Source organism: Kribbella shirazensis, assembly GCF_011761605.1.
GTDB classification, from domain to species: Bacteria; Actinomycetota; Actinomycetes; order Propionibacteriales; family Kribbellaceae; genus Kribbella; species Kribbella shirazensis.
Genome location: NZ_JAASRO010000001.1, coordinates 5,608,054 through 5,634,950, shown reverse-complemented (window position 1 = coordinate 5,634,950; position 26,897 = coordinate 5,608,054). Strand labels below are relative to the sequence as shown.

The following is a 26,897-nucleotide window of genomic DNA, read 5'->3' as shown; positions in this document are numbered from 1 at the left end:
CTCAACAAGCTGGAGGTCCCAGATGCGTCCGTTGACCGGTCAAGTCGTGCTCGTCACCGGTGCCTCCCGCGGGATCGGCGCCGCGGTCGCCCGGAAGCTGGCGCAGGACGGCGCGAAGCTCGCGCTGGTCGGCCTGGAGCCCGACGAGCTGAAGAAGGTCGCCGAGGACTGCGGCCCGGACGCCGGCTGGTGGGAGGCCGACGTCACCGACGTCGACTCGCTGCAGGCCGCGGTCGAGGGGGTCGCGGAGCGGTACGGGCGGATCGACGTCGTGATGGCGAACGCCGGGATCGCGGCGCCGGGCTTCACCCGGAGCATGGACCCGAAGGCCTGGGAGCGCGTCCTCGACGTCAACCTCCTCGGTGTCTGGCGGACGGTGCACCTGACGCTGCCTTACCTGCTGCAGAGCAAGGGCTACCTGCTGCTGGTGTCGTCGCTGGCCGCGATCGTGCACATCCCGGGGCTGGCGTCGTACAACGTGGCCAAGGCCGGTGTGGAGGCGATGGGCGACACGCTGCGGCCGGAGCTGAAGCACCTCGGCGTCCGGGTCGGCGTCGCACACATGACGTTCGTCGACACCGACATGGTTCGTGGCGTCGACACGCACCCGGTCTTCGGCAAGGTACGGACGGGGATTCCGCTGGTGGGCAAGACGTACCCGCTGGAGTTCGCCGTCACGAAGTTCGTCGAGGGCATCCGGAAGCGGTCGCGCACCGTTCACGTGCCGGGGTGGATCGGTGCGCTGAAGGTCGTTCGCTGGGTGCTCCCGCACGTCATCGAGGCGGGGTCGCGGTTCAGCATCCCGAAGGCGGACGCGGCCGCGCTCGCCGACATCCAGGCGCGCGGCGCCGAGGCGTCCTCCCGCCCGACCGGCGCCGGGGGACAGGCCGACGCCGCGAAGGCTGCCCGGAGGTGAGTCCGGCGATGGACCGGGAGTACGACGTCGTACTGCTGGGGGCGTCGGGTTTCACCGGCGCGCTCACCGCGGAGTACCTGGCGAAGAACGCGCCCGGCGAGCTGCGCTGGGCAGTTGCCGGACGCAACAAGTCGAAGCTCGAACGGTTCGGACGGGACGTCCTGTACGCCGACGTCACGGACCCGAGGTCGCTGCGCGAACTCGCCGAGTCCGCGAAGGTCGTCGCGACCACGGTCGGCCCCTATGTCCAGTACGGCGAACCGCTGGTCGCGGCCTGCGCCGAGGCCGGGACCGGGTACCTCGACCTCACCGGCGAGCAGGAGTTCCTCGACCGCATGTACGTGCGGTACCACAACCGCGCCGTGCAGACCGGTGCCCGCATCATTCACGCGTGCGGATTCGACTCGATCCCGTACGACCTCGGCGTGCAGTACACCGTCGAGCAGCTCCCGGAGAACGTGCCGATCCAGGTCGACGGTCTGCTCCGCGCCGGCGGGCGGCCGTCGGGCGGGACCTTCCACACCGCGATCACCGCGTTCTCGCGGCCGAAGCAGAACCTGGACGCGCATCGTGCCCGGCGTGCTGCCGAGACGCGGCCCGCGGGGCGGAGTGCGCGTGCGGTTCCGGGCAGGATTCACCGTCAGCAGGGGTTCTGGGCTGTTCCGCTGCCGACCATCGATCCGCAGATCGTGGGGTACTCGGCACGCCTGCTCGATCGGTACGGCCCGGACTTCCGCTACTCGCACTACGCCGCGCTGAAGCGTCTCCCGACCGTTGCCGCAGGCATCGGTGGTGTCGGCCTGCTCGTTCTGGGCGCGCAGATCCCGCCGGTCCGGAACGCGTTGCTCAACCGGCTGCAACCCGGCGACGGGCCGAGCCCGGAACGCCGCGCGCGATCCTGGTTCAACGTCCGGTTCGTCGGCCGTGGTGGCGGGAAGCAGGTGATCACCGAGGTCGCCGGCCGCGACCCCGGGTACGACGAGACCGCGAAGATGCTCGGTGAGAGCGCGCTGTGCCTGGCGCTCGACGACCTGCCGGAGACCGCCGGCCAGACCACGACGGCCGCGGCCATGGGTCCTGCTCTGCGCCGGCGGCTGGTGAAAGCGGGGATGACCTTTGCCACCCTCGAAGTCGACAGTTGCTAGCGCCGACGGCACCCGCCTGGCCGTCTACGACTACGGCAACCCGACAGCACCGCTCCTGATCTGCGTCCACGGCTACCCGGACAACGCCTCCCTCTGGGCCCCAGTCGCCGAGCTGCTCACCAAGGACTTCCGGGTGATCACGTACGACGTACGAGGAGCCGGCGAATCCGACCACCCAAGCAGCACGTCGGCGTACACCCTGGACCGTTTGCAGGAGGACTTCCACGCAGTACTCGCCCATGTGACCCGGCGGACGCCACCCGTGCCGAGACAGGACGTCCCGGTGGTGGCCGACCACGCGACCGGGCGGTGGCCGCCCGTGCCACGGCAGGACTTACAAGCGGGTGCGGCGCCAACGACCAGACAGCCGCCGGCGGCGGCAGGGCTGGAGGTGCAGGCGGGTGCCGAGGACACGGCAGGGCAGTCGCCAGTTGTGTCGAGAGAGGACTTGCCTGCGGGTGGGGACGACGCGGCAGGGCAGACGGCGGGTGTGTCGGGACAGGATTTGCAGGCGGTTGTTGAGCAGGTGGGTGGGCAGTCGTCGGCTGTGGCGGGGGAGGACTTGCAAGTGGGTGGGGAGCCCGCGAGTGGTCGGGCGGCGGGGGTGTTGGGGGACTCGCCTGAGCGAGCTGTGCATGTGCTTGCCCATGACTGGGGGTCGATTCAGGCGTGGCATTTTGTGACCGACCCGAGCATCCAGGGGCAGCTTGCCTCTTTCGTCTCCATCTCGGGGCCGTCGCTCGATCATGCCGGGTATTTCATCCGCAGGTTCAATGGCGCGACGATCCGGCAACTCCTGCACTCGTGGTACATCTTCTACTTCCACCTGCCCTGGCTACCGGAGCGAGGCTGGCGTAACGGGTGGGCGCACCGCGCGTTCAACCGCCTCGAGAAGCAGCAGCCCGACGACAACCGGACGATCGCCGACTACGTGAACGGCATGAAGCTGTACCGCGCGAACATGATCCCGCGCCTGCTCCGGCCCGCAGAGCGCAGTACCGACGTCCCCGTGCTCGCGGTATCGCCGGACGCCGACCCGTTCGTCACGACCGCCCTGCAGACCGACGTCGCCCGCTGGGCCCGGAATCTCACGGTGAAGGTGGTCAGGGGGACCCACTGGATGCCCCGGAACGATCCCGGACTTGTCGCCGAACTGGTGCGGGATCACACCCGTCAGGTGGCACGCTGGGAGGCATGAAGACGCTTCTCAACCTGATCTGGCTGGTGCTGGCGGGGTTCTGGCTCGCGGTCGGGTACGCGGTCGCCGGGATCATCTGCTGCCTGCTGATCGTCACCATCCCGTTCGGGATCGCGTCGTTCCGGATCGCCGGGTACACGCTGTGGCCGTTCGGCCGGACCATGGTCGACAAGCGCAGCGCGGGCGCCGGCGCGCTGCTCGGCAACCTGATCTGGATCGTCTTCGCGGGCTGGTGGCTGGCGCTCGGCCACCTGGTCACCGGGATCGCGCTCTGCCTCACGGTTGTCGGCATCCCGCTGGGCGTCGCGAACTTCAAGCTGATCCCGATCTCACTGGTCCCGCTCGGCAAGGACATCGTCCCGACCGACCAGCCGTTCGCGTGAGGTCGCTGACCGTCCTCGGCTCGTGCGGTGCCTGGCCCGAGGCGGGTCGGGCGTGCGCCGGGTTCCTGCTCGAGTACGACGGGTTCAGGGTCGTGCTCGATCTCGGGTACGCCGCTCTGCCGCGCCTCCTCGAGCACTGCCCGCGCGGTGAGGTCGACGCGGTCGTGGTGACACACCAGCACCCGGACCACTGCGTCGACGTCAGCGCGCTCGCCAGAGTGCGGTACTACGAGGCGCCGGATGCGCCCCCGGTAGCACTGCACTGCGCTCCGGGCGTTCTCGACGTACTGCGGGCGCTCGAGCCGCATCCGGATCCGGCGGACGTGTTCGCCGTACAGGACCTGGCGTCGACCACGCGGATCGGACCGTTCGAGGTGCTGACGGTGGAACTGCCGCATTACAAGACGAATCTCGGCGTGCGGCTGAGCGCGCCTGGAGTCTCGGTGGCCTACACGGGCGACAGCGGGCCGTCACCTGAACTGCACCGGTTGGCCGACGGCACCGACCTGTTCATCTCGGACGCCACGCTTCAGGGTGCCCCGCCGCAGTCCGAGGCTCGGTACGTCATGACGGCCGGCGAGGCGGCTCGGGGAGCGCGGGGTGCGAGGCGGTTGTTGCTGACGCACTTCTGGCCAGGATCCGACCGATCGATCTCGGTGGCGGAGGCGGAGCGGGAGTTCGACGGCGAGGTGATCGCCGCCGAGGAGGGGCTGACCCTAGCGCTCTGAGCTTCTCCCGACGTGCTCGGCGAACCGGCCGAGCGCATACGGCCAGACCTGCTCGAAGTTCTCCCGGTAGTCGTCGCCGGCGTCGCCATGCCGCTCCCAGCCGCGATGGACGACGCGGACGCTCGACCCGTCGAACGTCACCTCGACCTCGCTCGCGTCCTCGGCTCGGGGGACCGGCACCCGGTCCGGCCCGATCTGCCAGCTGAACACGAACCGGCGCCCGGGCTCCCAGGCGAGCACCCGTCCCCAGTCCCACTGCAGGCCATGCGGACCGAGCTCGTACAGGACGCCGTCGAGGATGCCCATGTCGGTCAGCAGGTCGGCGCCCGACCAGGAGAACTCGGGCGGCCACCAGCGACCGAACTCGTCGGTGAACAGCTCGAAGGCGACCGCGGCCGGCACCGGCACCTCGACCTCGGCGGTGAGTTCGTCCACGACCGGCAGCCTACTTCTGCTGCTCGGCCGCCACGACCTTCCGAACGTTCGCGATGTCGCCGCAGCCGGAGTCGATCAGCCGGGCGCGCTCCTGCGCGAACGTGTCGCCGAGCTCCCGGCGTACCGTCTCGGAGATGTCCGTGCGGGCCGGGTTGAGCACGTCGCGCTCCTCCTCGTCGAGGTGATGGGTGAGGGCCTCGGACAGCTCGTGCAGCTTCTCACCGAACTCCTCGCTGCCGGTGTCCTCGACCTCCATCAGCGCGAGCAGCGCTTCGTTGCCCTCGGCGTGCTCGTGCTCGGAGTGCTCGACCTCTTCGGCGTCGATGGCGTCCTTGCGGCGCAGCGTCGGATAGACCTTCGACTCCTCCGCCTCGGCGTGCGCGATCAGCACCGTGGCCAGGTCGGCGAGTACGGCGGCCCGGTCGCTGCTGACGTCGCGCAGTTCGCGCAGCGCCTCCTCGAACCACCGGTGGTCGGCCAGGATGACCTCGACCACGTCGCCGCCGTCGGCCGGCAGGATCTTCGGCATCGCGTGTTCTCCTCTCTCGGGGACCTGCCAGTACCCGGATACGCTGACGTCATGCCGACAGCGCTGATCCGCCGACCGAGTCCACGCCTCGCCGAAGGACTTGTCACGCACATCGAGCGCACACCGGTGGACGTCGGACTGGCCCGCACCCAATGGCAGCGGTACGTCGACGCGCTGCACGGCACGGGATGGTCCACGGTCGAGGTGCCGCCGATCGACGAGTGTCCGGACAGCGTGTTCGTCGAGGACACGATGGTCGTGTACGGCGACGTGGCGGTGATCGCGCGCGCCGGGGCGACGGAGCGCCGGGCGGAGGCCGCGGCGGCGGCGGAAACCGTGGCAGCGCAGGGCTTTCGCGTCGTCCGGATCGCCGAGCCGGGGACGCTGGACGGCGGCGACGTCCTGAAGATCGGCCCGGTCGTCTACGTCGGCGAGGGCGGCCGGACGAACGCCGCCGGGATCGAGCAACTGCGTGCGGCGTTCGCGCCGCTCGGGGCCGAGGTCCGCGCCGTACCGGTGCGGAAGGTGCTGCATCTGAAGTCGGCGGTGACCGCGCTGCCCGACGGGACGGTGATCGGGTACGAGCCGCTGGTCGACGATGCCGGCGCGTTCGACCGCTTCCGGGCCGTGCCCGAGGAGGCCGGTGCGCACGTCGTACTGCTGAACGAGGATCGGCTGCTGATGGCCGCGTCGGCGCCGAGGTCGGCGGTGTTGTTCGAGGGGCTCGGTTATACGCCGGTTGTGGTCGACATCGGCGAGTTCGAGAAACTCGAGGGTTGTGTCACCTGTTTGTCGGTGCGTCTGCGCGACTGAGTACCTGCCGCGCCGTGTCGACGAGTCGGCCGTCGCGCTTCTTGCCGCGGGCCTCGGCCACCGTGCACGCCTCGATCAGCGCGGCGCGATAGACCTCGGTGTCCGGATGAGCTGAGGGCGCGTCGCGTACCACTGCGCTCAGCGTTTCGACCGCGTCCGAGATGTCGCCGCACGCGAGCTGCGCCTTCCCGAGAGCGGCCCGGTCACGCAGCACCTGCGGATCCCCGGACGGAAGGCTCTCGGTGTCCGCGGCAACGATGTCCGCGAGCAACCGCGCCTCCGAGCGTGGACCGCCGACCATCAGCCGCGCACCGGTGGTCGCCTCGGTCGCCGCCCGCGTCAGCTCGTGATGCGGCCCGAACACGTCGACCAGCTGCGGCGTCACCAGCTCGAACCACGCGATCGCCCGGCCGTAGTTCGCGGTCGCGAGCAGCCCCTGGGCCACCCGCAGCCGGACCCGCAACGTCGCCGGGTCGTCGGCCGCCAGCACCTTCTCCCGCTCGACCAGCGCCGCCTGGTAGAACGGCAACGCCTGCCCGGGCTCGTTCTCGTCCCAGTACACCTCGGCCTGCTTGTACTCCGGGGAGCCGTCGAGCTCCGGATGATCCACGATCGCCGACACCGGCTCCCGCCGTACGACGGTCCGCACCGGCGGATCGACCACCCGGCGGCCGACGTACGAGCGCCCGCCCGTCGGGACGATCCGGAACGTCCCGACCTTCGACACCGGGATCCACAGCACGGTGTTGTAGAGCGTCCGCACCGAGGACCCGCAGTTCTCGCAGACGTCGCGGTGCCCGTAGAACCGGGCACCCATCGGCCCGGCCGCCTCGGCAGCACGCCACGCCTCCGACCCCGCCGTACACGGCCCGCAGAACGGGTACACCCCCCGCCGCTCCTCATCCATCCGAGCATTGTGGTGGTTCTAGGGTTCTTCGTCCGGATCCGCGCCGGTGTGCTGCACCTTCGTGAGGGCGGGGTCGTCGACGCTGAACGTGCGGACCGGGCCCGGTGGGGTGTCGGCGGTCTCGAAGCGGACCGTGACGCGGCCGCGGCCCGAGCCCCAGACCCAGCCGCGACCGTGGTCGGGGTGCTCGACGTCCTGGCCGGGGTGGAAGCCGAGCCGGTCGCGTGGACGGGACGGCAGCTCGATCACCTCGACCGGGTCCTCGGCGTGCTCGCCCTCGGTGAACAGATCGTCCTGGATCCAGTCGGCGAGTGACGAGACGCCTACACCCAGCAACCGGATGCCGCCGCCGATCTCACTCTCCTCGAGCAGCCGGCGCGCGACCCGCGTGATCACGCGGGCGTCGTCGGTCGGCCCGGCGAGGGTCGACGAGCGGGTGTGCGTGGTGAAGTCGTGCATCCGCGTCTTGACGGTGACGGTCCGGCCGGACAGTTGCGCCTTCCGCAGCCGCTCGGCGACGCGCTGCGCCATCCGGTCGCTGATCGCCGCCAGCAGCGCGCGGTCGATGATGTCGGTCTCGAAGGTGTCCTCGACGCTGACCGACTTCGTCTCCCGGTCGCTCACCACCGGCCGGTCGTCGGCCGCGACCGCGAGCCGGTGCAGGCTGGTGCCGTGCGCCGAGCCGACCTGCCGGATCAGCTCGTCCGCGTCGAGTTGCTGCAGGTCCGCGACGGTCCGGACGCCGGCCATGCTCAGCCGCTGCGCGGTCGCCGGGCCGACACCCGGGATCACGGTCACCTGCATCGGCGCGAGGAACTCCGCCTCGGTCCCGGCCGGTACGACGACCACGCCGTCCGGCTTGTCGAGATCACTGGCGATCTTGGCGATCAGCTTCGACGTACCCGCACCGACCGATGCGGTCAGCCCGCCGGTCACCTTCCGGATCGCCGCCTTGAGGTCGTTGGCGATCGCCTCCACGTCCTCGACGGTCAGGCCGCTCAGACCGCTCGCGGACAGGTCGACGAAGGCCTCGTCCAGCGACAGCGGCTCGACCAGCGGCGACAGCGCCCGCATCTCCGCCATCACGGCCAGGCTGCTCTGCCGGTACACCTCGAAGCGGGGACTCAGGTACGCCGCGTGCGGGCAACGGGACCGCGCCTCGGCCGTCGACATCGCCGAGCGGACGCCGTACTTGCGCGCCTCGTACGACGCGGTGGACACGACTCCGCGCACGCCGACGCCGCCGACGACCACGGGCTTGGCCCGCAGCGACGGCTTGTCCCGCTGCTCGACCGCCGCGAAGAACGCGTCCAGGTCCACATGCAGCACCGAAGGATCCGCACGCACCTGACCAGTGTCCCTCCCGGCACCGACAATTCCGGGCCGCCCTCCCCGGGCACCGGAGTTCGTTGCCGGGGGCAATCCGGGGGAACGGGTGCCGAACCGGATCCACCACGCGATTGAACAGCGCGCCGAGGGGCACCATCGGGCACACTGAGCGAAGGAGCCAGCAGGGGAGACGCTGATGGGTGAGGAAGTCGACCGGGTCGAGTTCACCCGGGCGGACCGGACCGCGTTCCGCGGGCAGGTCCACCGCAATCTGGACGCCTTCGCGCGGATGCTGCGCGAGAACCGGTTCGCCCCCGACCGGCCGATGACCGGGATCGAGATCGAGCTGAACCTGGTCGACGAGCGCTGCGACCCGGCGATGAAGAACGCCGAGGTGCTGAGCGCGATCGAGGACGACGCCTTCCAGACCGAGCTGGGCCAGTTCAACATCGAGATCAACGTGCCGCCCGGGCAGATCGACGGACTCGGCCTGGACACGATGGAGTCGAACATCCGCGACAGCCTGAACGCCGCCGAGGACAAGGCGGCCCGGACCGGTTCGTCGATGGTGACCATCGGGATCCTGCCCACCCTGCTGACCGAGCACATCCGCCGCGACGCGCTCAGCACCAATCCGCGGTACGCACTGCTCAACGACCAGATCTTCGCCGCTCGCGGCGAGGACGTGCAGATCGCCATCGACGGCGTCGAGCGCCTGCAGGTCACCGCGGACAGCATCCTCCCGGAGGCCGCCTGTACGTCGACGCAGTTCCATCTCCAGGTGACACCGGAGGCGTTCCCGCGGTACTGGAACGCCGCCCAGGCGATCTCCGGCGTCCAACTGGCGGTCGGGGCGAACTCGCCGTTCCTGTTCGGGAAGGAGCTGCTCCGCGAGACGCGGATCGCGTTGTTCGAGCAGGCCGCCGACACCCGCACCCACGAGCTGAAGACCCAGGGCGTCCGGCCGCGCGTATGGTTCGGCGAACGATGGATCACCTCGATCTTCGACCTCTTCGAGGAGAACTCGCGCTACTACCCGGCCCTGCTGCCGGTCACCTCCGACGAGGACCCGATCGCCGTCCTGGACCGCGGCGACACACCGGCCCTTTCGGAATTGCGGCTGCACAACGGGACGATCTACCGCTGGAACCGCCCGGTGTACGACGTTGTCCGGGACAAGCCGCACCTGCGGGTGGAGAATCGTGTGCTGCCGGCCGGCCCGACCGTCGTCGACACGATCGCCAACGGCGCCTTCTACTTCGGCCTGGTGCGCGCGCTCGCCGACGACGAACGGCCGATCTGGTCGCAGATGTCGTTCAGCGCCGCCGAGGAGAACTTCCACGCCGCCGCCCGGCACGGCATCGACGCCGAGGTGTTCTGGCCCGGTGTCGGTACGGCGCGCGCGACCGAGTTGGTGCTCAGACGCCTGCTGCCGTTGGCGGTTCGCGGTCTGGACGCCTGGGGTGTCGACGTCGCCGTCCGCGACCGGTTGCTCGGGATCGTCGAGCAGCGGTGCCTCACGAACCGTAACGGCGCGTCCTGGCAGGCGGACGAGTTCCATCGCCTGTATACGAAGGGCTCGCACGGTCGCCGGGACGCGTTGCGCGGGATGCTACGCCGCTACCGCGACCACATGCACGACAACACGCCCGTGCATGAATGGCCGATCGACTGAACCGGTTCGCGTACCCGACAACGTGAGACACGGCCGGGCGGAACCCCGGTCCCTCTGACGGAACCCGTTCGCTCTTGCCCAGGGCAACGGGCCGGGCCGTCGCCCGGCGGCTTCCCGGACGAGTTCGATAACGACTCCGACTACAGGGGTGGCGCTTTCGGTGACAGCCCTGCAAAGGTGTGGCCACCGGAAGGTTAGGCAGGTCCGCCGCGGGTAGTAGTCGGGCACCGGCAGCCCTCCGTCACCGGTGCGACACAACAGGTGCAAATGCAGCGGATGCCGACCGCGGTCGGGAGCAGTATCGTTCGAGACGGGTCGACACACACCCGGAGGTGAGGCAGGGCGATGACGACCATCGTCGTGGGTTATGTGCCGAAGGCGGAAGGCCGTGCGGCCCTTCGGCGAGCAGCGGAGGAGGCGGCGCTACGGGACGCCAAGCTGGTGGTGGTGAACTCGCATCGGGGCGGGCGCAACTTCGACAGCGACGAGGCCGCGGCGAGTGACGCCGCGCTGACGGAGGTACGGGAGCAGCTCGACTCGACCGGTGTGCCGTACGAGGTGCGGCAGCTGGTGCGGGGCCTGGACCCGGCGGAGGACCTGGTGGCCGTCGCCGAGCAGGTGCACGCGGAGTTCATCGTGATCGGGCTGCGGCGCCGGTCCCCGGTCGGCAAGCTCATCCTCGGCAGCAACGCGCAGCGGGTGCTGCTCGATGCTCCGTGTCCGGTGCTGGCCGTGAAGGCCGAGGAAGGGGAGGACTGAGGTGACTTCGACACGCAGCAGGAAGCTGTGCCTGGCGCAACAGCCCGACGCCGACGAGATGCTGAGCAGAGATCCGTTCGCCCTGCTGGTCGGCATGCTTCTCGACCAGCAGATCCCGATGGAGCGGGCGTTCGCCGGCCCCGTCGCGATCGCGAAGCGGATGAGCGGTCCCTTCGATCCCGCCACGGTCGCGCACTACGACCCGGACGCGTTCGTCGAGGTGGTGGCCGGCCCGCCGGCCGTGCACCGGTTCCCGACCGCGATGGCCGCCCGGATCCAGACCCTGGCCAAACACCTGGACGAGCAGTACAGCGGTAACGCTTCGGGCCTGTGGTCCGATGTGAAGTCCGGGGACGACCTGCTGGCCAGGCTGTCCGCCCTGCCGGGCTTCGGCGCGCAGAAGGCGAAGATCTTCGTCGCGTTGCTCGGCAAGCAGCTGAAGGTCCGGCCGCGCGGCTGGCGGGAGGCGTCCGAGCCGTACGGCGAGGACGGCGCCTACAAGTCCGTCGCGGACGTGATCGACGTGGCGTCGCTGGTCAAGGTACGGCAGTTCAAACAGGAGCAGCAGCTGGTCCGGCGGCCGGTGGTCGCGCGTCCGCTGCGGCAGACGCGCAACGGCTGAGGACGGATTCCCGGACGCGACATACCCTGGGCCTCTGCCGCGCGGGGACGCCCGCCCGGCAGGGGCCTGAGTTGCGCCGTTCCGGGGGGTCGCGCGACGCCTGGCCTTGGTTCGCGGATTACAATGGACTGTTGCCGCCGCCTGACCAGCGAGCAGCCGCGAACCGCAGTACCCAAAGACTCAGCAACACCGGTATCAGCATCACGTCGTACCGCCGTACAAACCCTGCGTCAGACGAGAGGTAATTCGTGTCGTCCAGCTCGTCCGAGAACCTTCCCGCCGAGCCTGCCCGGGCCGTGGCCGCCACCGCCCGCAGCGCGGCTCCGAGGACCAGCGCCCGAGTGACCGATCCAGCTGCCAAGAAGGCGGCCGTGAAGAAGGCGGCGGTGAAGGCCGCCGGCACCAAGGAGGACGGTATCCCCGCGAAGAAGGCCGCTGCCAAGAAGGCTCCGGCGAAGAAGGCAGTGTCCGAGGCGGGTCTGTCGATCGACCCGAAGACCGGGAAGCCGCGCGCTCTCGACGAGGTGGACGAGTCCGACTTCCAGCCGGAGGCGGTGAAGGGTCTGGAGAAGGAGCTCACCGAGGACGAGGGCTTCGTGGTCTCCGAGGCCGACGAGACCGACGAGCCCGAGCAGCAGGTGATGGTCGCCGGTGCCACCGCGGACCCGGTCAAGGACTACCTGAAGCAGATCGGCAAGGTCCCGCTGCTGAACGCCGAGCAGGAGGTCGAGCTCGCCAAGCGGATCGAGGCCGGCCTGTTCGCGGAGGAGCAGCTCGCCGACGAGGCGGCCAAGCTCAAGGACAAGGTCCGCGACGAGTACGACTGGATCTCCGAGGACGGCCGCCGCGCCAAGAACCACCTGCTCGAGGCCAACCTGCGCCTGGTGGTGTCGTTGGCCAAGCGCTACACCGGCCGCGGCATGCTGTTCCTGGACCTGATCCAGGAGGGCAACCTCGGTCTGATCCGCGCGGTCGAGAAGTTCGACTACACCAAGGGCTACAAGTTCTCGACGTACGCCACCTGGTGGATCCGGCAGGCGATCACCCGCGCGATGGCCGACCAGGCCCGCACCATCCGGATCCCGGTGCACATGGTCGAGGTCATCAACAAGCTCGCCCGCGTTCAGCGGCAGATGCTGCAGGACCTCGGCCGGGAGCCCACTCCGGAGGAGCTCGCCAAGGAGCTCGACATGACCCCGGAGAAGGTCATCGAGGTGCAGAAGTACGGCCGCGAGCCGATCTCGCTGCACACCCCACTCGGTGAGGACGGCGACTCCGAGTTCGGCGACCTGATCGAGGACTCCGAGGCGATCGTGCCGGCCGAGGCGGTCTCGTTCACGCTGCTCCAGGAGCAGCTGCACGCCGTCCTGGACACGCTGTCCGAGCGTGAGGCCGGCGTGGTCTCGATGCGCTTCGGCCTCACCGACGGTCAGCCCAAGACGCTCGACGAGATCGGCAAGGTGTACGGCGTGACCCGCGAGCGGATCCGCCAGATCGAGTCCAAGACGATGTCGAAGCTGCGCCACCCGTCGCGCTCGCAGGTCCTCCGCGACTACCTGGACTGATCACATGACGCAGTGGGTCGCCGGGGTGCTTGCCGCGGTGATCCCTGTGTTCGACACGGCTTCACTGGCCGCCGCCGTGCTCACGGCGGCGGCCTTGCTGTTGGCGCTGGTCGTCGTCGCACGCTCCGCGGCGCGGTCCCCGCTCGCCTCGCCGCTGCCGGCGCGGGCCAGCGCCACCCGGGCCAACGCCCGGCGTACCGCCTATCTCTCCCTCCGGGATCCCGACGCCGCAGGGAAGCCCCGACCACGAGCCCCCGGACAGTAGCCGCGTTCTCCGTCGCTACCTGTACCTACACACTCGTGGAGTCTTGTTGTGCCTTCCTTCCTGGAGGCACCGGTCACCGGTGCCTATCACCTGCTCAAGTCCCTCGTCGCCACCCTCGAGCCATTCGCCGGCGCGTACGTCGCTGTCGTCGCGATCGTCGTGTGCACGCTCGCCGTACGGCTGCTTCTCGTCCCGCTGAGCGTGCGGGCACATCGCGGGCTGACGGCCCGCGCGGAGTTGATGCCGCAGTTGAAACAGCTCACCGACAAGCACCGGGACAATCCGGAGCGGCTGCAGCGTGAGATCGCGAAGCTGCAGGCCGAGTCCGGTACGTCGTTGTTCGCCGGTTTCCTGCCGACGCTCGCGCAGCTCCCGATCTTCTGGCTCATGTACACGCTGTTCTCCCGCGCGATGGTCGCGGGGGAGTCGAACCAGTTGATCAGCGGCAGTCTGCTCGGTGCACCGCTCGGCTCGCACTGGCCGGTCCTGACGGGCACCCCGGCGTACCTTGTGATGGCGGTGTTGCTCGCTGTGGTCGCCTGGTTCTCGGCGCGGCTCCAGCTGCGGCAGCTGGACGCGTCGGCGACTGTCTTGTCCCGCCGGATCGCCCGTTTGCTGCCGTTCAGCACGTTGCTGACAGCCGCCTTCGTACCTCTCGCCGCCGGCCTGTACCTGCTGACCACGACCACCTGGACCGTCGTCGAGCGCACGATCCTGCAACGGTAGTTGCGGTCGGCAACAGCCATTGCCGACCGGCGAACCATTCTGCTACGGTCTTTATTAAAGCCGGTTCCTTAATGGGTTGGGGTCGATGGAGACTGCACGCGGAGCCGCGCAGGCGGAGCGAGCGGCGAACCAGGTCGCCTGCCTGCGCTTTCTCGCCGACGCCGGTGAGGCGCGCACGGTCGGCGTCATCAGCGAGGGGACCGGCCTGTCCCGACCCACCGTGCACGCCGTCCTCGACGATCTGCTGGACGCCGGATTGGTCGAGGCGACCAGCCCGGCCACGGCGGGACCGGGCCGGCCGGCCCGGGCGTTCCGGTTCGCCCGTGAGGCGGGCCTGGTCGCCGGCGTGGACCTCGGTCCGCGCGGAGCACGCGCGATCATCTGCGACCTTTCCGGTCGCCGGGTCGGGTACGCCGAGCTGATGCCGGACGGATCGGCCGACCTCTCACTGATTCCGCGTGCGCTCGATGCCGCCGCCGGATCGCTCGACCTGACCCGTCTGCGCGGGGTCGGTGTGGGCCTGCCAGGCGTCGTCGAGGCGGACGGGCGGCTGCGGGCCAGCCTCGCGATGCCCGGCCTGGTCGGCCTGCCGGTCGGCGAGCTCCTGGCGAAGGAGCTCGAGCAGCCGGTCGTCGTGGACAACGACATCAAGCTGGCGGCGCTGGCGGAGCAGCGTGGCGGCGCGGGCCGCGGGTACTCCGATGTCGTCTATCTGCAGATCGGCCACCGGCTGTCACTCTCGATCGTCCTCAACGGGGTCATCCGGCAAGGACGGCACCGGCTCGCGGGCGAGCTGGGCGCGCAGCGCGGGATGCGCTGGACGCGTAACGCTCAGCGCGGCCAGCTGGTGTGGTCCGTGCGGCCGACCGGTGCGGAGGTGCTGGCCGCCGCGGCGGCCGGCGACGCCGACGCGCAGGCGGAGCTCGAGGACTTCTGCGCGCAGATCGCCGGACGGATCGCGACCGTGCTGCTGGTCGTCGATCCCGAGGTCGTGGTCGTCCGGGGCGGATCGGTGGCCGACACCGGCACGCTGCTGCGGCCGCTCGCGGCCGCGGTCGAGAACGAATTGGTCTTCCCCGAGCGCCCGCCGTTCGTCGCGTCCGCGTTGGGGCGCGAGGCGGTGGTGCTCGGGGCGGTCGGCAACGCGTTCGACCGGTTCAGTTCAGCAATCTACGGCGTTCACGACTACCCGAGTCCGTGGAGCCACATCACCCCCCTTGACTCAGACACTCTGGAGAGGACCAGCAAGTGAAGCTAGGAGTCAGCTCGTACTGCTTCCGCGATCTCATCACGCGCGGCGAGATGGACCTGATCGGCGTCCTGGACTGGGTCGCGGCCTCGTCCGCGGGTCACATCGAGATCGCCGCCATGGACGGGGAGTACTTCCTCGAGCACGAGGACGTCGTCCGCGACACCGCCAAGCACTCCGAGAACGTCGGCGTACCGATCGTGAACTACCTGGTCAGCGGCGATCTGCGGTCCGCGGACACCCAGGAGATCGACCGCCTGCGCCGGCAGCTGGACGTCGCGCACCGGTTCGGCGCCCGGATCTTCCGGCACGACGTCGCGCCGTGGGCGTGGCGTGAGCAGGACCCGGGTGAGTTCGAGTCGACCTTCGAGAAGGTCGTCGAGGGCTGCCGCGCGGTCGCCGACCACGCCGCCGAGCTGGGCATCGTGTCGACGATCGAGAACCACGGCTTCTTCATGAACGGCAGCGAGCGGCTCGCCCGGCTCGTGTACGCCGTGGACCGCCCGAACTTCCGCGTCACGCTCGACCTCGGCAACGGCCTGTGCGTCGGCGAGGTGCCGGGCAAGACCGCCGCCGGGCTGATCGACGTCGCGGCCTCGATCGGCGTGAAGGACTTCCACATCCGCCGGTCGGCAGGGGAGGGCTGGCTGAAGACCCTGGCCGGCGACTACCTGCTCGGGACGGTCTCGGGTCACGGCGACGTGGACCTGCCCGGCCTGCTGGCACTGGTTGCCACCAAGCCCGACGTACCGGTGAGCCTGGAGTTCGAGGGTATGGAGTCGCCGCTGCATGCCATCGAGCGCTCGCTCGCGAACATCCTCCGACTGACGGAAGGCGTGGCCTGAACATGAAGACGCGGATTGCGGTGATCGGGCTGGGCTCGATCGCCGGCGAGCACCTGAGCGCGTACCAGAAGAACCCCCAGGCCGAGCTCGTCGCCGTGTGCGACGTCGACCTGGAGCGGGCGAAGGCCCGCGCCGAGCAGTTCGGCGTGGAGCGGGTGACCGGCGACGCCGAGGAGATCTTCTCGGACCCGGGCATCGACGCGGTGAGCGTGTGCGTACCGAACACGCTGCACGCGCCGATCGCCGAGGCGGCGCTGCGGGCCGGCAAGAACGTCCTGGTCGAGAAGCCGATGACCGTGACGGTGCCCGAGGCCGAGGCACTGGTGAAGGCGGTCGAGGACACCGGCAAGGCGCTGCAGATCGGGTACGTACGGCGGTACGCGCCGAACGCGCTGGTGACCAAGCGGTTCCTGGACGCGGGTGAGTTCGGCGACATCTACGCGGCCCGAGCCACGCTGCTGCGCACGGCCGGCAACCCCGGTGGCTGGTTCGGCGACGTGGAGCTGTCGGGCGGCGGTCCGCTGATCGACCTCGGCGTGCACGTCATCGACCTGTGCTGGTACCTGATGGGGATGCCGAAGCCGGTGTCCGCGTCCGGTGTCACGTTCGCCCCGCTCGGGGCCCGCGACAACATCCAGCACCTGACCCGGTACAAGGCGGCGTCGGCGGCGCGGCCGAACACGGTCGAGGACTACGCCACGGCGCAGATCCGCTTCGAGGGCGGGGCGGTCCTCGACGTGGACACGTCGTTCTCGCTGCACGCGCGCAACGAGATCAGCGTCCGGATCCACGGTGACAAGGGCGGCGCGGAGATCGAGCCGGAGCTGCTGATGATCACCGAGCGGCACGACACGCTGCTGCACGTCCAGCCGCAGATCGACTCGCTCGGGTTCGACTTCCGGGCCGGGTTCGCGAACCAGATCGATCACTTCCTGCAGATCTGCCGCGGCGAGATCCCGGCCGACGCGACCGCGGAACAGGGCCTGGAGATGGCCCGGATGCTGAGCGCGATCTACGAGTCGGCGAAGACCGGCGCGGAGGTCAGGATCGCCCGCTGAGCAACGCGGTGGTGAGGGCGTCGGCGTTGGCCTCGAGCCAGTCCTGGCGGTTGCGGATCTGGTCGCCGACGCCCTCGCTCCACATCCGCTGCCAGCCTCCGCCGAGCGTTTCGGCCCGGTACTTCATCGTGTGCCAGGCGCGCTCGTTGAGTCCGATCGCCAGTTCCATCAGCCGTCGGCGGTCGGTCTCGGGCAGACCGTAGACATCGGCCAGGAGGCGGCACCGGCGCGCGCGGTCCAGACCGCGCAGCAGCGGATCCAGGTCGGCGTCGTCGCCGAACGGCGCCCACCACAGCATCAGGTTCACGACCTCGCGGCAGCGGCTGACCGGGCGGGCGAGGTCGAAGTCGATCAGGGCGTACGCGCGGCCGTCGCGGAACACCACGTTCTCCGGCGTCACGTCCTGATGGCCCACGAGCTCCGGCGGATCGTTCAGGTCGGGGAGACCCGGCGGCTCGATCGGCGGGGGCAGGTTCTCGGGCAGGCCGAATCCTTCGACCGCGTCGTCGTACGCCCGCAGCAGCCGCGCCACCGACACCATCCGGTCCTCGTCGGCGATCCACCGAGGGCGTGGACGGCCCGCGACCTCACCCTCGACGTACGTGAGCGCCTCCCGGCCGGTCGAGTCGACGCCGAGGTACCTCGGTGCGCCCTCGAACCCGACCTTCTCCAGGTGCCGCAAGACGTCGCGGACCAAGTCGGCGCGCTCGCCCGGCGGCCGCCGTACTGTGTCGCCGACCCGCACCAGGCCCTCGGTCACATCGCCGCCGAGCAGCGGGATCTCCTCGCCGTCCTGGATCATTCGAGCCTCATTCCGCACGATGAAACATTTGTCTGCACAAAGAATCCGGGCAAGGTAGCGTGCGACGGTCCGCTGTCGATCGGAGGCACAGAGTGACCGCCATCACCCCTGTGAAGGCACCGCCCGGAGCCAGTCGCACGAGGTACCTGATCCTAGGGCTCGCGTTCGTCGGGCTCTCCCTGAATTACCTGGAAGGGCCTGATCCTCGGCGCGTTCGTCTGGGCGTACGACGGGGCGATGCTGGCCGCGGGCTGGTTCGCCGACAAGGTGGGCGCCCGGAAGGCGTTCACGTTCGCCGCGTTGTGGTGGAGCGTCGTGACCGCGCTGACGCCGCTGGCGCGCGGGTTCTGGTCGTTGTTCGCGTTCCGGTTCGCGCTCGGAGCGGGCGAGGCGCCGGCGTACCGTTGGTGAGCTGGCACTTCTCGTTTCGTCGTCCTGGGCGTGCTCGGGATCATGCTCGCGGCGGTCTGGTACTGGTACTACCGGGATCCGTCGGAGCACCCGCACGCGAACCAGGAGGAGCGCGACTACATCGCGGCCCACGGGGCGCGGATCGAGGAGAACGACTCGGAGGCGGCGGCGCAGGTGCGCTGACGGGACCTGTTCAGGTACCGGACGATCCGCGGCATGATGCTCGGCTTCTTCTGCCTGAACTTCGTCATCTACTTCTTCCTCACCTGGTTCCCGTCGTACCTGAAGGACGCCCGCGGGCTCGACCTGGCACAGCTGGGGACGCTCGGGACGCTGCCCGGGATCACCGCGATCGCCGGCGGGTGGATCGCCGGTGTGGTCGCGGACCGGAGGATCCGGGCGGGCGCCGATGTCACGCGGGTGCGGAAGACCGTGATGGTGGGCGGGCTGCTCGGCGGTGCGGCGATCGTGTTCGCGGCGCCGGCGAAGTCGGTGTACGTCGCGCTGCTGTTCCTGGCGATCTCGTACGCGAGCCTGGCGATCGCGGCGACCGGGATCTGGTCGCTGCCGGGTGACGTGGCGCCGTCGTCGCGGCACGTGGCCTCGATCGGCGGCATCCAGAACTTCGCGTCGAACATCGCGGGGATCATCAGCCCGTACGTGTTCGGGTTGCTGCTCGACATGTACGACGGGTCGTACCTGCCCTCGTTCGCGGTGGCCGGCGTGGTGGCGGTGATCGGCGCGCTGACCTACGCCTTGGTGGTCGGGAAGGCTGAACCGCTACCGGTCCGGGACAGCTGACGTTTGCCAACCCGGCAAGATTGTTTGCCGGACGTCGCGGGTTCGCGCACTATCGGCCCATGACCACCGAACAGCTCCCTGACGAGCACTGGAACGCGTTCTACACCGAGCACGACCAGATCTGGAGCGGCAAGCCGAACGTCGCCTTCGTGGACGAGGTGTCCGGCCTGACGCCGGGCCGGGCGCTCGACCTCGGCTGCGGCGAAGGCGCCGACGCGATCTGGCTCGCGCAGCGAGGCTGGACGGTCACCGCCGTCGACATCTCGACGGTCGCGCTGCGCCGCGCGGCCGAGCACGCGAACGAGGCCGGGGTCGGCGACCGGATCGACTGGCAGCAGCACGAGCTGGGCAGGTCGTTCCCGGCCGGGGAGTTCGACCTGGTGTCCGCGCAGTTCCTGCACTCCAAGACCGAACTGCCACGCGAAGGCATCCTGCGCAGCGCGGCGGCCGCGGTCGCGCGGGGCGGAGTACTGCTGATCGAGGGTCACCTGGGCTTCCCGCCCGGCGAGCACAACCCGCACCCCGACATCCACTTCCCGGAACCCGACGAGGTGATCGAGAGCCTGGCACTTCCCGACGGCGAGTGGGAGACGTTGGTCAGCCGCGCGCACGACCGGGCGCAGGTGCTGCGCGACGGCGAGCTGATCAACCGCCGCGACTGCACGGTCAAGCTCCGCCGCCTGTTCACCTGAGCGTCATCGTCGAGGACGACGCTTGGGCTCATGACCACGCCTGATCTGGTGCAAGAGCTCGGCTTCCGGGTGCTGGACGAGGAGGACGACGACCCGGTGCTGCTGCGGGCCGACGGTACTCCGGTGGACACCTGGCGCGAGGGCTATCCGTACGGCGAGCGGCTGCCGCGGGAGATCTACGACCGGGACAAGCGGCTGCTGCAGATCGAGTTGCTGAAACTGCAGTACTGGGTGAAGCGGTCGAAACAGCGGCTGGTGATCGTGTTCGAGGGCCGTGACGCGGCCGGCAAGGGCGGGACGATCAAGCGGTTCATGGAGCATCTGAATCCCCGCGGGGCGAGCATCGTCGCGCTGGAGAAGCCGACCGAGCGCGAGCAGACGCAGTGGTACTTCCAGCGGTACGTCGCGCATCTGCCGGCGGCCGGGGAGATGACGCTGTTCGACCGGTCCTGGTACAACCGGGCCTGCGTGGAGCGGGTGATGGGGTACTGCGACCAGGAGCAGTACGAGGAGTTCATGCGCCAGGCGCCGGAGTTCGAGCGGATGCTGGTCCGGTCGGGGATCCTGCTGGTGAAGTTGTGGTTCTCGGTGTCGCAGGCGGAACAGCAGACCCGGTTCACGATCCGCCAGATCGACCACACCGACACGCCGTACGCCCCGTGGACCGTTGTCAAGAGCAACGACAAGAAGCGCGCCCGCCTGGAGGCGATGCGCCACGTCCTGTCCCTCTACGACTACACCGACAAGGACCAGGACCTGGTAGGCCACCCCGACCCCAAGATCCTCGGCCCCGCCGCCCAAGTCCTCGAACACGGCGAATCCGCCACCCGCACCTTCCCGGTCTTGTGAACCTCCACGCAGGCAGAACCCGGGATCTAACCGGTTAAAGCGCCTCCCTGAGCGACTTCTGCCTGCCTGGCGGTCCAGCTCTAGCCGGTCAGCGGGAGGTGGACGGTGAAGGTGGCGCCGTGGGGGGTGGTGTTGGTGACGGTGACTTTGCCTTGGTGGGCGGCGACCAGGGCGGCGACGATGGAGAGGCCCAGGCCCGAGCCGCCGGTGGAGCGGGTGCGGGCTGTGTCGACTCGGTAGAAGCGTTCGAAGATGCGCGCCTTCTGCTCGTCGGTGAGGCCGGGGCCGGTGTCGCTGACTTCGAGGATGGCCTCGGTGCCGCGGGTGCCGACCGAGACGGTGATCGGCGCGTCGACGGGTGTGTGGTGCAGCGCGTTGCTGACCAGGTTCCCGAGGACCTGCCGTAGACGTGCCTCGTCACCTGACACGACCGGAGCCTCCGACCCGGGCAGGATCGTCAGCGAGATGGGACGTTCGGGCTGCACGGCTTGCGCGTTGTGCAGGGCGTCGGCCGCGATCGGCAGCAGGTCGACCGACTCCATCCGCAGCGGACGCTGCTGATCCAGCCGCGCCAGCAGCAACAGGTCGTCGACGAGCAGCCCCATCCGTTTCGCCTCGTCCTCGATCCGCCGCATCGTGTCCGGGTCGGAGATGTCGCCACGCTGCCTCGCCAGCTCCGCGAACCCCCGGATCGACGTCAACGGTGTCCGCAGCTCGTGCGAGGCATCCGCTACGAATCGCCGCATCCGGTCCTCGGACAGCCGCGCCGCCTCCTCCGACCGCCGCGCCGCGTCCTCACTTCGCCGGGCCGCGAACTCCGAAGCGGTCCGTTGCGCGAACGCGGTTTCGATCTGCCCGAGCATCTGGTTCAGCGCCAGCGACAGCCGCCCGACCTCGGTCCGTGGATCTCGCTGCGGTACGCGCCGGCTCAGGTCCCCGCCGGCGATCGCCACCGCGGTGTGTTCGACGTCCTCGAGCCCGCGCAGACTTCGCCGTACGACGTACGTCCCGACGCCGGCCAGCAGCACCAGCACGATCGCCCCGGCCGCCAGCTGTACGCCGACCAACCGGCTGATCGTGTGGTCCATGTCGCGCAGGCTCTGCGCCACCATGACCGATCCCTTCCCGTCGTCGAGCGGCAGCGCGAGGACCCGCCACGTCGCGCCGCCGGACTCTGCGTCGACCTCGAACGGTTCGCCTTCCAGAGCGCGCACCTGGTTCAGGTTCAGCGTCGGCAGCTTCGGCAGCGGCTCCGTCTCGGTGATCCGCGCCCAGGCCGGGCCCTTGGCGCTCGACCCTTCGGAGTCGTTGAACTGCACGACGAGAGGACTCGGCAACTGGGGGCGTAGGCCCTTACCAGGCGGCAGCGGCCGCCTGTCGTCGGCGGCGCGTGACAGCGGGCCGGCGGCCTGCTGCAGTTGCTGGTCGACGCGGTCGATCAGGTAGCCGCGCATGATGGTCGTCGCCAGCACGCCGGACGTGGCCAGCGCCAGTGTCACCAGCGTCAGCAGGACGACGACGATGGTGACGCGCAGCGGGTACCGGTCGGCGAACCGCTGGTGGCTGAGAGACATCAGTTCGGGCCTCGCGGCGTGCGCAGGACGTAGCCGACCCCGCGGACGGTGTGCAGCAACTTCTGGTCGCCGGTGTCGACCTTGCGGCGCAGGTACGACATGTAGGACTCGACCACGCCGGCGTCCCCGGCGAAGTCGTAGTTCCAGACCGCGGACAGGATCTGGCCCTTCGACATCACCCGCTCGGCGTTCTCGAGCAGGCACCGCAGCAGCTTGAACTCGGTCAGCGACAGTTGCACCGCCTGACCGGCCTTGAACACCTCGTAGCTGTCCTCGTTCAGCTCCAGGTCCCCATAGCGCAGTACGGCGGCCTCGGTCGCGGTCTGCTCGCGGTGCCCGGAGCGGCGTAGCAGCGCACGCACCCGGGCGACCAGTTCGTCCAGGCTGAACGGCTTCGTGACGTAGTCGTCGCCGCCGGTCTGCAGTCCGAGCACCTTGTCCTCGACGGCGTCGCGGGCGGTGAGGAACAGCACGGGCACATGCCGGTCCTCACCGCGCAGACGGCGTACCACCTCGAAGCCGTCCAGGCCGGGCATCATCACGTCGAGTACGACCAGATCGGGCTCCACGTCGCGCGCCTTGCGCAGCGCCTCGGCGCCGTGGGTCGCCGTGGTGACCTGGTACCCGGCGAACCGCAGGCTCGCGGACAGCAGCTCGACGATGTTCGGCTCGTCGTCGACGACCAGCAGATGCGGACTCATGCTCACAGTGTGCAGCCGGGACCCGTGGGGACCCTGGAAGGTTCCTGGCAATCAGCTGTGAGTCGCCGCCGCCTCTACACCTCAGCGGGGCCCGTGCTTGAAGCCCCATTTCTGTCCGGCCGCGTCGCGGACGGTCCCGTCATTGACCGACGACGCGGTCGCCTTGCCGTCCGCGACGACAGCCGTCACGGTGACGGTGTTTCCGGTCTTCACGTCGTCGATCCCGTCGCGGGCCGCGTTCACCAGCGTGTCCTCGGTGAGCGTGTAGGTCCGGCTGTACCCGTCCTCGCTCTTGACCGTGATCGACTCCTTGCTGACCGCGGTGACCTCGCCGCGCTGGGTGGCGACGGTCTGGTAGCCGCCGCCGTCCTTCGGTACGACGTACTCACCGTGCAACGCCCCGCCGAGGCCGAACCCGCCCCGCGCGCCGAACCCCCGGCCTGGTCCGTCGGGCTTCTGTTCCTGGCCAGGTGTCGACGGGCTCGACGGTGAGGCCGACGGCGACGGTGTCGGGTCCGCGCTGGTCGCCGCCCAGGCGACTCCGCCGACCGCGGTGGTCGCGACGACAGCGGCCGCGGTGCCGACCATCCGCCACCGCTTCTGTGAGAGCTTCATCCTGCTGCGCCTTCCGTACTGCGTGCCGGGACGTCACCGGCACTGGGGATTCCCACAGTGCCGCGCGCACCTTGGACGAAGCTCCGGTACGGCTGAGAACAAGCTGGCAATCAGCTAAGAAGCGGGTCAGACGACGAACAGGACTGCGATCAGCCAGACCGCCGCGGCCAGGGAGGTGCCGGTGAGCTCGATCAAGATGGAGACGCCGGTCTCGCGGAGGGCGTGTTTGGTGGACGTCCGGGCGGCCGCGTGGGTGCGTTGCCGCTGCAGCTCGGACAGGTAGATGCCGATCGGGAAGCCGATGAACATGCCGACCACCGGGATCACGAAGAACCCGACGATGCCGAGCAGGATGCCGAAGAACATCGACCGCCGCGGTACGCCGGCCTCGCGGAGCCGTCGCTCCGGTACGACGTACTTCACCACCTGACTCGCACCGATCAGCACCACCGCGATCGCGAACACCACCCAGCCGGTCGCGCTGCGCTCGACGATCGCCCAGACCAGGATCGCCGCCAGGCTGAGGATGGCCCCCGGCAGGATCGGTACCACGATGCCGACGATCCCGACGAAGATCGCGATCCCGACCAGTACGGTCACCCCTGTCTCCATACCCACACTCTCTCGCACAACGAGACCTCTTAGGGTGGTGATATGTCGAGCCTGCATGAACTGGTCACTGCCCTTGCCGCTCCCTGGGTGGTGCTGTCGCCGCGATCAGGTCAGTTGTCCGGTTCCGGCGCGGAGGGCGTGTACGCCCGGGACCGTCGCATCCTGTCGCGGCTGAGCGTGACGGTCGACGGTCGCGAGCCGGTCCCGGTGCAGGTGGACGAACAGGACGCCGCCACCCACCAGTACGTCGCGACGGTCGAAGGTCTCGGTGACACGCGGCACGACCCGACCGTGATGCTGTACCGGACCCGGACCGTCGAGTCCGACGGCCTCACCGAGCGCATCACCCTCGTGAACCGCTCCCGCGCCGCGGTCGAATGCCGCCTGGACGTTGCCCTCGGCACCGATCTCGCGGGCACGGCCGCCGTCCGCAGCGGAGCCGCGGCGAGCCTGCCGCAGCTCGCCCCGCTCCCGGACGGCCCCGGCCGCACGCGCTGGGAGAGCGGCGACACGCGAGTCGTCGTCACCGCCGACCCCGGCGTGTCCGCCACACCACGCGTCGAGCCGGGGGAGGAGTTCACCCTCACGCTGCACGTCACCGCAGACTTCCCGAAGTCCACCACGGGATTCTCGATCGAGCCGCCGGCCGAGCGTACGCCGTACGCCGTGACCGTCCGCTGTGACGACAAGCGGGTCGAACGCTGGCTCGACCGGTCGCTCGACGACGTCCGGGCGCTGCAACTCGCAGTCGACGGCGACCGCTACCTCGGCGCGGGCCCGCCGTGGTACCTGACGCTCTTCGGCCGCGACTCGCTGATCTCGTCCGGCATGCTGATTCCCGTCGACCCGTCCCTCGCCGCGGGCACCCTGCGGGCGCTGGCCGCCCGGCAGGGCACGAAGGTCGACGCAGGCACGGCCGAGCAACCGGGCAAGATCCCGCACGAACTACGCGCCGAGGTCGCCGATCACGGCGGCGGCCTGGTCCTGCCGCCGGTGTACTACGGCACGCACGACGCGACCCAGCTCTGGATCACCACACTGCACAAGGCCTGGCGCTGGGGTATGCCGGCCGACGAGGTCCGCGACCTGCTCCCGAACCTGGAGCGCGCGCTGACCTGGATGAAGGAGTACGCCGACCCGGACGACGACGGCTTCCTCGAGTACGTCGACGAATCCGGCCACGGCCTCGCGAACCAGGGCTGGAAGGACTCCGCCGACGCGGTGCAATGGCCGGACGGCACCCTCGCCACCGCGCCGATCGCACTGTGCGAGGTCCAGGGCTACGCGTACGCCGCCGCGGAGAAGGGCGCCGAACTGCTCGAGGCGCACGGCCTGCCAGGCGACGAATGGCGGACGTGGGCCTCCGCGCTGCAGGAGCGTTTCCGCGAAGCGTTCTGGATCGACGGCTACCCGGCGATCGCCCTCGACAGCGCGAAGAACCCGGTCGCGGGCCGCGCGTCGAACATGGGCCACCTGCTCGGCACCGGTCTCCTCGACGCGGACGAGGAACAGACGGTCGCCGACGTGCTCGCAGGAGCGGATCTCGACAGCGGTTTCGGGCTGCGAACGTTGTCCACGGCGATGACCCGCTTCAACCCGCTCGGCTACCACACCGGCAGCGTCTGGCCGCACGACACCGCGATGACGGTCCAGGGCCTGTTCGCGACCGGTCAGGCGGACGTCGCCTCGTCGTACGTCGAGGGACTGATCCGCGCGGCGGAGGCGTTCGACTACCGGCTGCCCGAGCTGTACGGCGGTCGCGGAACGAGCGAGGAGCGTACGCCGACGCCGTACCCGCTCTCGTGCCGCCCGCAGGCGTGGGCCGCGGCCTCGGCCGTCGCGGTGCTCGTCGCCGCACTCGGCATCGAGCCCGACGTGCCCGGCGGCACGCTGACGATCAATCCCGCGACCTCGGCGCCCTGGCAGACGCTCGAGCTCGGCGGTCTGCGGGTCGGCGACGAGACGCTGACCGTTCGGCTGCAGGACGGCGAGGCGACGATCCTCAAGGACCGCTGATCAGAAGGCGCTGATCAGCGCGAAGGCGGAGAGCCCGAGGTAGATCGCGGCGACGACGAGCGTGCGGCGCCGGCTCGTCGTACGGACCGACCGGAAGCGGCGGCCGATCGCGTCGGCGCCGACCGCGTAGCAGAGGTCGAGCGCGAGGCCGATCAGAAGCGTGCCGACGCCGAGCACCACCATCTCGGTGCGGAGCTGGCCGGGATCGGCGCCGCGCGTGGTGAACTGCGGGAGGAACGCGAGGAAGAACAGCGCCGCCTTCGGATTGAGCAGGTTGACCACGACGCCGTCGCGGAACACCCGGCCGAGCGGCGCGGCCTGGATGCCGGCGTCGACGTGGCTCGCCGGGGCGCGCAGCAGCCGGAGACCGAGGTACGCGAGGTAGAGGGCGCCGGCGACGGTGATCGCGGTGAAGAGCGTCGGGGAGGCCTGCACGAGCGCCGCGAGGCCGAGCGCGGTCACGACGATGTAGACGAGGGTGCCGGTCTCGACGGCCAGTGCGGACACGACGCCCGCACGACGTCCCTGGGTGAGGCTGCGCAGCGAGATGTACAGGTTGTTCGGCCCCGGCATCCCGACCAGCACCACCGTCGCGCCCGCGAACCCCGCCAACTGACCGATCCCCATGACTTCTTCTCCTCGAACTGGACTGCCTGCCCGTACTAGCCTGGCTGGGT

At 69.8% G+C, this 26,897-nt stretch carries 31 protein-coding genes; 21 read left to right on the top strand and 10 right to left on the bottom strand.

Going from position 1 to position 26,897, the window contains the following annotated elements; genetic code table 11:
• The first annotated feature begins 22 nt into the window (after positions 1-22).
• Genes BJY22_RS27210 through BJY22_RS27190 form a run of 5 tightly spaced genes read left to right on the top strand, consistent with a single transcriptional unit; the run spans position 23 to position 4,370 of the window.
• Entirely contained in the window at positions 23-916 is an 894-nt protein-coding gene (locus BJY22_RS27210) for an SDR family oxidoreductase (protein ID WP_167211974.1), read from the top strand.
• Between the two features lie 8 nt (positions 917-924).
• Positions 925-2,061 carry a saccharopine dehydrogenase family protein gene (locus tag BJY22_RS27205; RefSeq protein ID WP_167218708.1) on the top strand — a complete coding sequence of 379 codons (1,137 nt, stop codon included), beginning with the start codon at positions 925-927 and terminating at the stop codon, positions 2,059-2,061.
• The gene (locus tag BJY22_RS41880) at positions 2,033-3,259 is read left to right on the top strand and encodes an alpha/beta fold hydrolase (RefSeq protein ID WP_238350470.1); all 1,227 of its coding nucleotides are present in this window, start codon (positions 2,033-2,035) and stop codon (positions 3,257-3,259) included. The genes BJY22_RS27205 and BJY22_RS41880 overlap by 29 nt, the downstream gene beginning before the upstream one ends.
• Complete coding sequence (locus tag BJY22_RS27195; RefSeq protein ID WP_167211971.1) at positions 3,256-3,642, top strand: YccF domain-containing protein; 387 nt, start codon at positions 3,256-3,258, stop codon at positions 3,640-3,642. The genes BJY22_RS41880 and BJY22_RS27195 overlap by 4 nt, the downstream gene beginning before the upstream one ends.
• Positions 3,639-4,370 (top strand): MBL fold metallo-hydrolase, encoded by a 732-nt coding sequence (locus BJY22_RS27190; RefSeq protein WP_167211968.1) that lies wholly within the window; start codon positions 3,639-3,641, stop codon positions 4,368-4,370. The genes BJY22_RS27195 and BJY22_RS27190 overlap by 4 nt, the downstream gene beginning before the upstream one ends.
• Here BJY22_RS27190 and BJY22_RS27185 read toward each other — a convergent pair.
• On the bottom strand, positions 4,359-4,805 hold the full coding sequence (locus BJY22_RS27185) for an SRPBCC domain-containing protein (protein ID WP_167211965.1): 447 nt from the start codon (positions 4,803-4,805) through the stop codon (positions 4,359-4,361). The two genes, BJY22_RS27190 and BJY22_RS27185, sit on opposite strands and share 12 nt — an antisense overlap.
• 10 nt (positions 4,806-4,815) lie before the next feature.
• Complete coding sequence (locus BJY22_RS27180; protein ID WP_167211962.1) at positions 4,816-5,334, bottom strand: hemerythrin domain-containing protein; 519 nt, start codon at positions 5,332-5,334, stop codon at positions 4,816-4,818.
• Positions 5,335-5,385: 51 nt separating this feature from the next.
• Here BJY22_RS27180 and ddaH point away from each other — a divergent pair, with 51 nt between their 5' ends.
• The gene (gene ddaH, locus BJY22_RS27175; RefSeq protein WP_167211959.1) at positions 5,386-6,147 is read left to right on the top strand and encodes a dimethylargininase; all 762 of its coding nucleotides are present in this window, start codon (positions 5,386-5,388) and stop codon (positions 6,145-6,147) included.
• Here ddaH and BJY22_RS27170 read toward each other — a convergent pair.
• Together BJY22_RS27170 and BJY22_RS27165 are read right to left on the bottom strand one after the other, a co-directional pair.
• Entirely contained in the window at positions 6,116-7,054 is a 939-nt protein-coding gene (locus tag BJY22_RS27170; protein WP_167211956.1) for a tetratricopeptide repeat protein, read from the bottom strand. The genes ddaH and BJY22_RS27170 overlap by 32 nt on opposite strands.
• Before the next feature lie 18 nt (positions 7,055-7,072).
• Positions 7,073-8,401, bottom strand: coding sequence for a DNA polymerase IV (locus tag BJY22_RS27165; protein ID WP_167211953.1), 1,329 nt, complete (start codon positions 8,399-8,401; stop codon positions 7,073-7,075).
• A 178-nt stretch (positions 8,402-8,579) separates the two neighbouring features.
• Here BJY22_RS27165 and BJY22_RS27160 point away from each other — a divergent pair, with 178 nt between their 5' ends.
• The 9 genes from BJY22_RS27160 to BJY22_RS27120 all read left to right on the top strand — a co-directional run bounded on the left by BJY22_RS27160 (position 8,580) and on the right by BJY22_RS27120 (position 17,147).
• Positions 8,580-10,058: a glutamate-cysteine ligase family protein gene (locus BJY22_RS27160; RefSeq protein ID WP_167211950.1), complete on the top strand. Its 1,479-nt coding sequence runs from the start codon at positions 8,580-8,582 to the stop codon at positions 10,056-10,058.
• Between the two features lie 345 nt (positions 10,059-10,403).
• Positions 10,404-10,817 (top strand): universal stress protein, encoded by a 414-nt coding sequence (locus BJY22_RS27155; RefSeq protein ID WP_167211947.1) that lies wholly within the window; start codon positions 10,404-10,406, stop codon positions 10,815-10,817.
• Position 10,818: 1 nt separating this feature from the next.
• Positions 10,819-11,439 (top strand): HhH-GPD-type base excision DNA repair protein, encoded by a 621-nt coding sequence (locus BJY22_RS27150; protein WP_167211945.1) that lies wholly within the window; start codon positions 10,819-10,821, stop codon positions 11,437-11,439.
• Between the two features lie 248 nt (positions 11,440-11,687).
• A complete protein-coding gene (locus BJY22_RS27145) occupies positions 11,688-13,004 on the top strand; it encodes an RNA polymerase sigma factor (protein ID WP_167211942.1) in 1,317 nt (438 codons plus the stop codon).
• A gap of 4 nt (positions 13,005-13,008) precedes the next feature.
• Positions 13,009-13,269 carry a DUF6412 domain-containing protein gene (locus BJY22_RS27140; protein ID WP_167211939.1) on the top strand — a complete coding sequence of 87 codons (261 nt, stop codon included), beginning with the start codon at positions 13,009-13,011 and terminating at the stop codon, positions 13,267-13,269.
• Between the two features lie 48 nt (positions 13,270-13,317).
• Positions 13,318-13,995, top strand: a complete 678-nt coding sequence (locus tag BJY22_RS27135; RefSeq protein ID WP_167211936.1) for a membrane protein insertase YidC — start codon at positions 13,318-13,320, stop codon at positions 13,993-13,995.
• Between the two features lie 85 nt (positions 13,996-14,080).
• A complete protein-coding gene (locus tag BJY22_RS27130; RefSeq protein WP_167211933.1) occupies positions 14,081-15,247 on the top strand; it encodes an ROK family transcriptional regulator in 1,167 nt (388 codons plus the stop codon).
• Complete coding sequence (locus BJY22_RS27125) at positions 15,244-16,089, top strand: TIM barrel protein (RefSeq protein ID WP_167211930.1); 846 nt, start codon at positions 15,244-15,246, stop codon at positions 16,087-16,089. Before BJY22_RS27130 ends, BJY22_RS27125 begins: the two co-directional genes overlap by 4 nt.
• A gap of 2 nt (positions 16,090-16,091) precedes the next feature.
• Positions 16,092-17,147 (top strand): Gfo/Idh/MocA family protein, encoded by a 1,056-nt coding sequence (locus BJY22_RS27120; protein WP_167211927.1) that lies wholly within the window; start codon positions 16,092-16,094, stop codon positions 17,145-17,147.
• Here the strand turns inward: BJY22_RS27120 and BJY22_RS27115 are convergent.
• On the bottom strand, positions 17,131-17,949 hold the full coding sequence (locus BJY22_RS27115; protein WP_167211924.1) for a phosphotransferase: 819 nt from the start codon (positions 17,947-17,949) through the stop codon (positions 17,131-17,133). The two genes, BJY22_RS27120 and BJY22_RS27115, sit on opposite strands and share 17 nt — an antisense overlap.
• A gap of 183 nt (positions 17,950-18,132) precedes the next feature.
• Here BJY22_RS27115 and BJY22_RS41190 point away from each other — a divergent pair, with 183 nt between their 5' ends.
• The 5 genes from BJY22_RS41190 to BJY22_RS27100 are packed head-to-tail and all read left to right on the top strand — an operon-like array spanning position 18,133 to position 20,702.
• Entirely contained in the window at positions 18,133-18,360 is a 228-nt protein-coding gene (locus BJY22_RS41190; RefSeq protein WP_337759838.1) for an MFS transporter, read from the top strand.
• 30 nt (positions 18,361-18,390) lie between these two features.
• Positions 18,391-18,543, top strand: coding sequence for a hypothetical protein (locus BJY22_RS41185; protein ID WP_202891282.1), 153 nt, complete (start codon positions 18,391-18,393; stop codon positions 18,541-18,543).
• Between the two features lie 6 nt (positions 18,544-18,549).
• Positions 18,550-19,161, top strand: coding sequence for an MFS transporter (locus tag BJY22_RS41180; RefSeq protein ID WP_337759837.1), 612 nt, complete (start codon positions 18,550-18,552; stop codon positions 19,159-19,161).
• Between the two features lie 59 nt (positions 19,162-19,220).
• Positions 19,221-19,853, top strand: a complete 633-nt coding sequence (locus BJY22_RS27105; RefSeq protein ID WP_167211922.1) for a class I SAM-dependent methyltransferase — start codon at positions 19,221-19,223, stop codon at positions 19,851-19,853.
• Between the two features lie 30 nt (positions 19,854-19,883).
• Positions 19,884-20,702: a polyphosphate kinase 2 family protein gene (locus BJY22_RS27100; RefSeq protein WP_167211919.1), complete on the top strand. Its 819-nt coding sequence runs from the start codon at positions 19,884-19,886 to the stop codon at positions 20,700-20,702.
• An 80-nt stretch (positions 20,703-20,782) separates the two neighbouring features.
• On the opposite strand, the gene BJY22_RS27095 is transcribed toward BJY22_RS27100, so the two are convergent.
• The 4 genes from BJY22_RS27095 to BJY22_RS27080 form a co-directional block, all read right to left on the bottom strand.
• Complete coding sequence (locus BJY22_RS27095; RefSeq protein WP_167211916.1) at positions 20,783-22,276, bottom strand: sensor histidine kinase; 1,494 nt, start codon at positions 22,274-22,276, stop codon at positions 20,783-20,785.
• Positions 22,276-22,977, bottom strand: a complete 702-nt coding sequence (locus BJY22_RS27090) for a response regulator transcription factor (protein WP_167211913.1) — start codon at positions 22,975-22,977, stop codon at positions 22,276-22,278. The genes BJY22_RS27095 and BJY22_RS27090 overlap by 1 nt, the downstream gene beginning before the upstream one ends.
• An 81-nt stretch (positions 22,978-23,058) precedes the next feature.
• Complete coding sequence (locus BJY22_RS27085) at positions 23,059-23,592, bottom strand: hypothetical protein (RefSeq protein ID WP_167211910.1); 534 nt, start codon at positions 23,590-23,592, stop codon at positions 23,059-23,061.
• Positions 23,593-23,718: 126 nt separating this feature from the next.
• Entirely contained in the window at positions 23,719-24,204 is a 486-nt protein-coding gene (locus BJY22_RS27080) for a DUF456 domain-containing protein (protein ID WP_167211907.1), read from the bottom strand.
• A 42-nt stretch (positions 24,205-24,246) separates the two neighbouring features.
• Here BJY22_RS27080 and BJY22_RS27075 point away from each other — a divergent pair, with 42 nt between their 5' ends.
• Positions 24,247-26,220 carry an amylo-alpha-1,6-glucosidase gene (locus BJY22_RS27075; protein WP_167211904.1) on the top strand — a complete coding sequence of 658 codons (1,974 nt, stop codon included), beginning with the start codon at positions 24,247-24,249 and terminating at the stop codon, positions 26,218-26,220.
• Here the strand turns inward: BJY22_RS27075 and BJY22_RS27070 are convergent, their stop codons facing one another.
• Positions 26,221-26,847, bottom strand: coding sequence for a LysE family translocator (locus BJY22_RS27070; RefSeq protein WP_167211901.1), 627 nt, complete (start codon positions 26,845-26,847; stop codon positions 26,221-26,223).
• Positions 26,848-26,897: the final 50 nt, after the last annotated feature.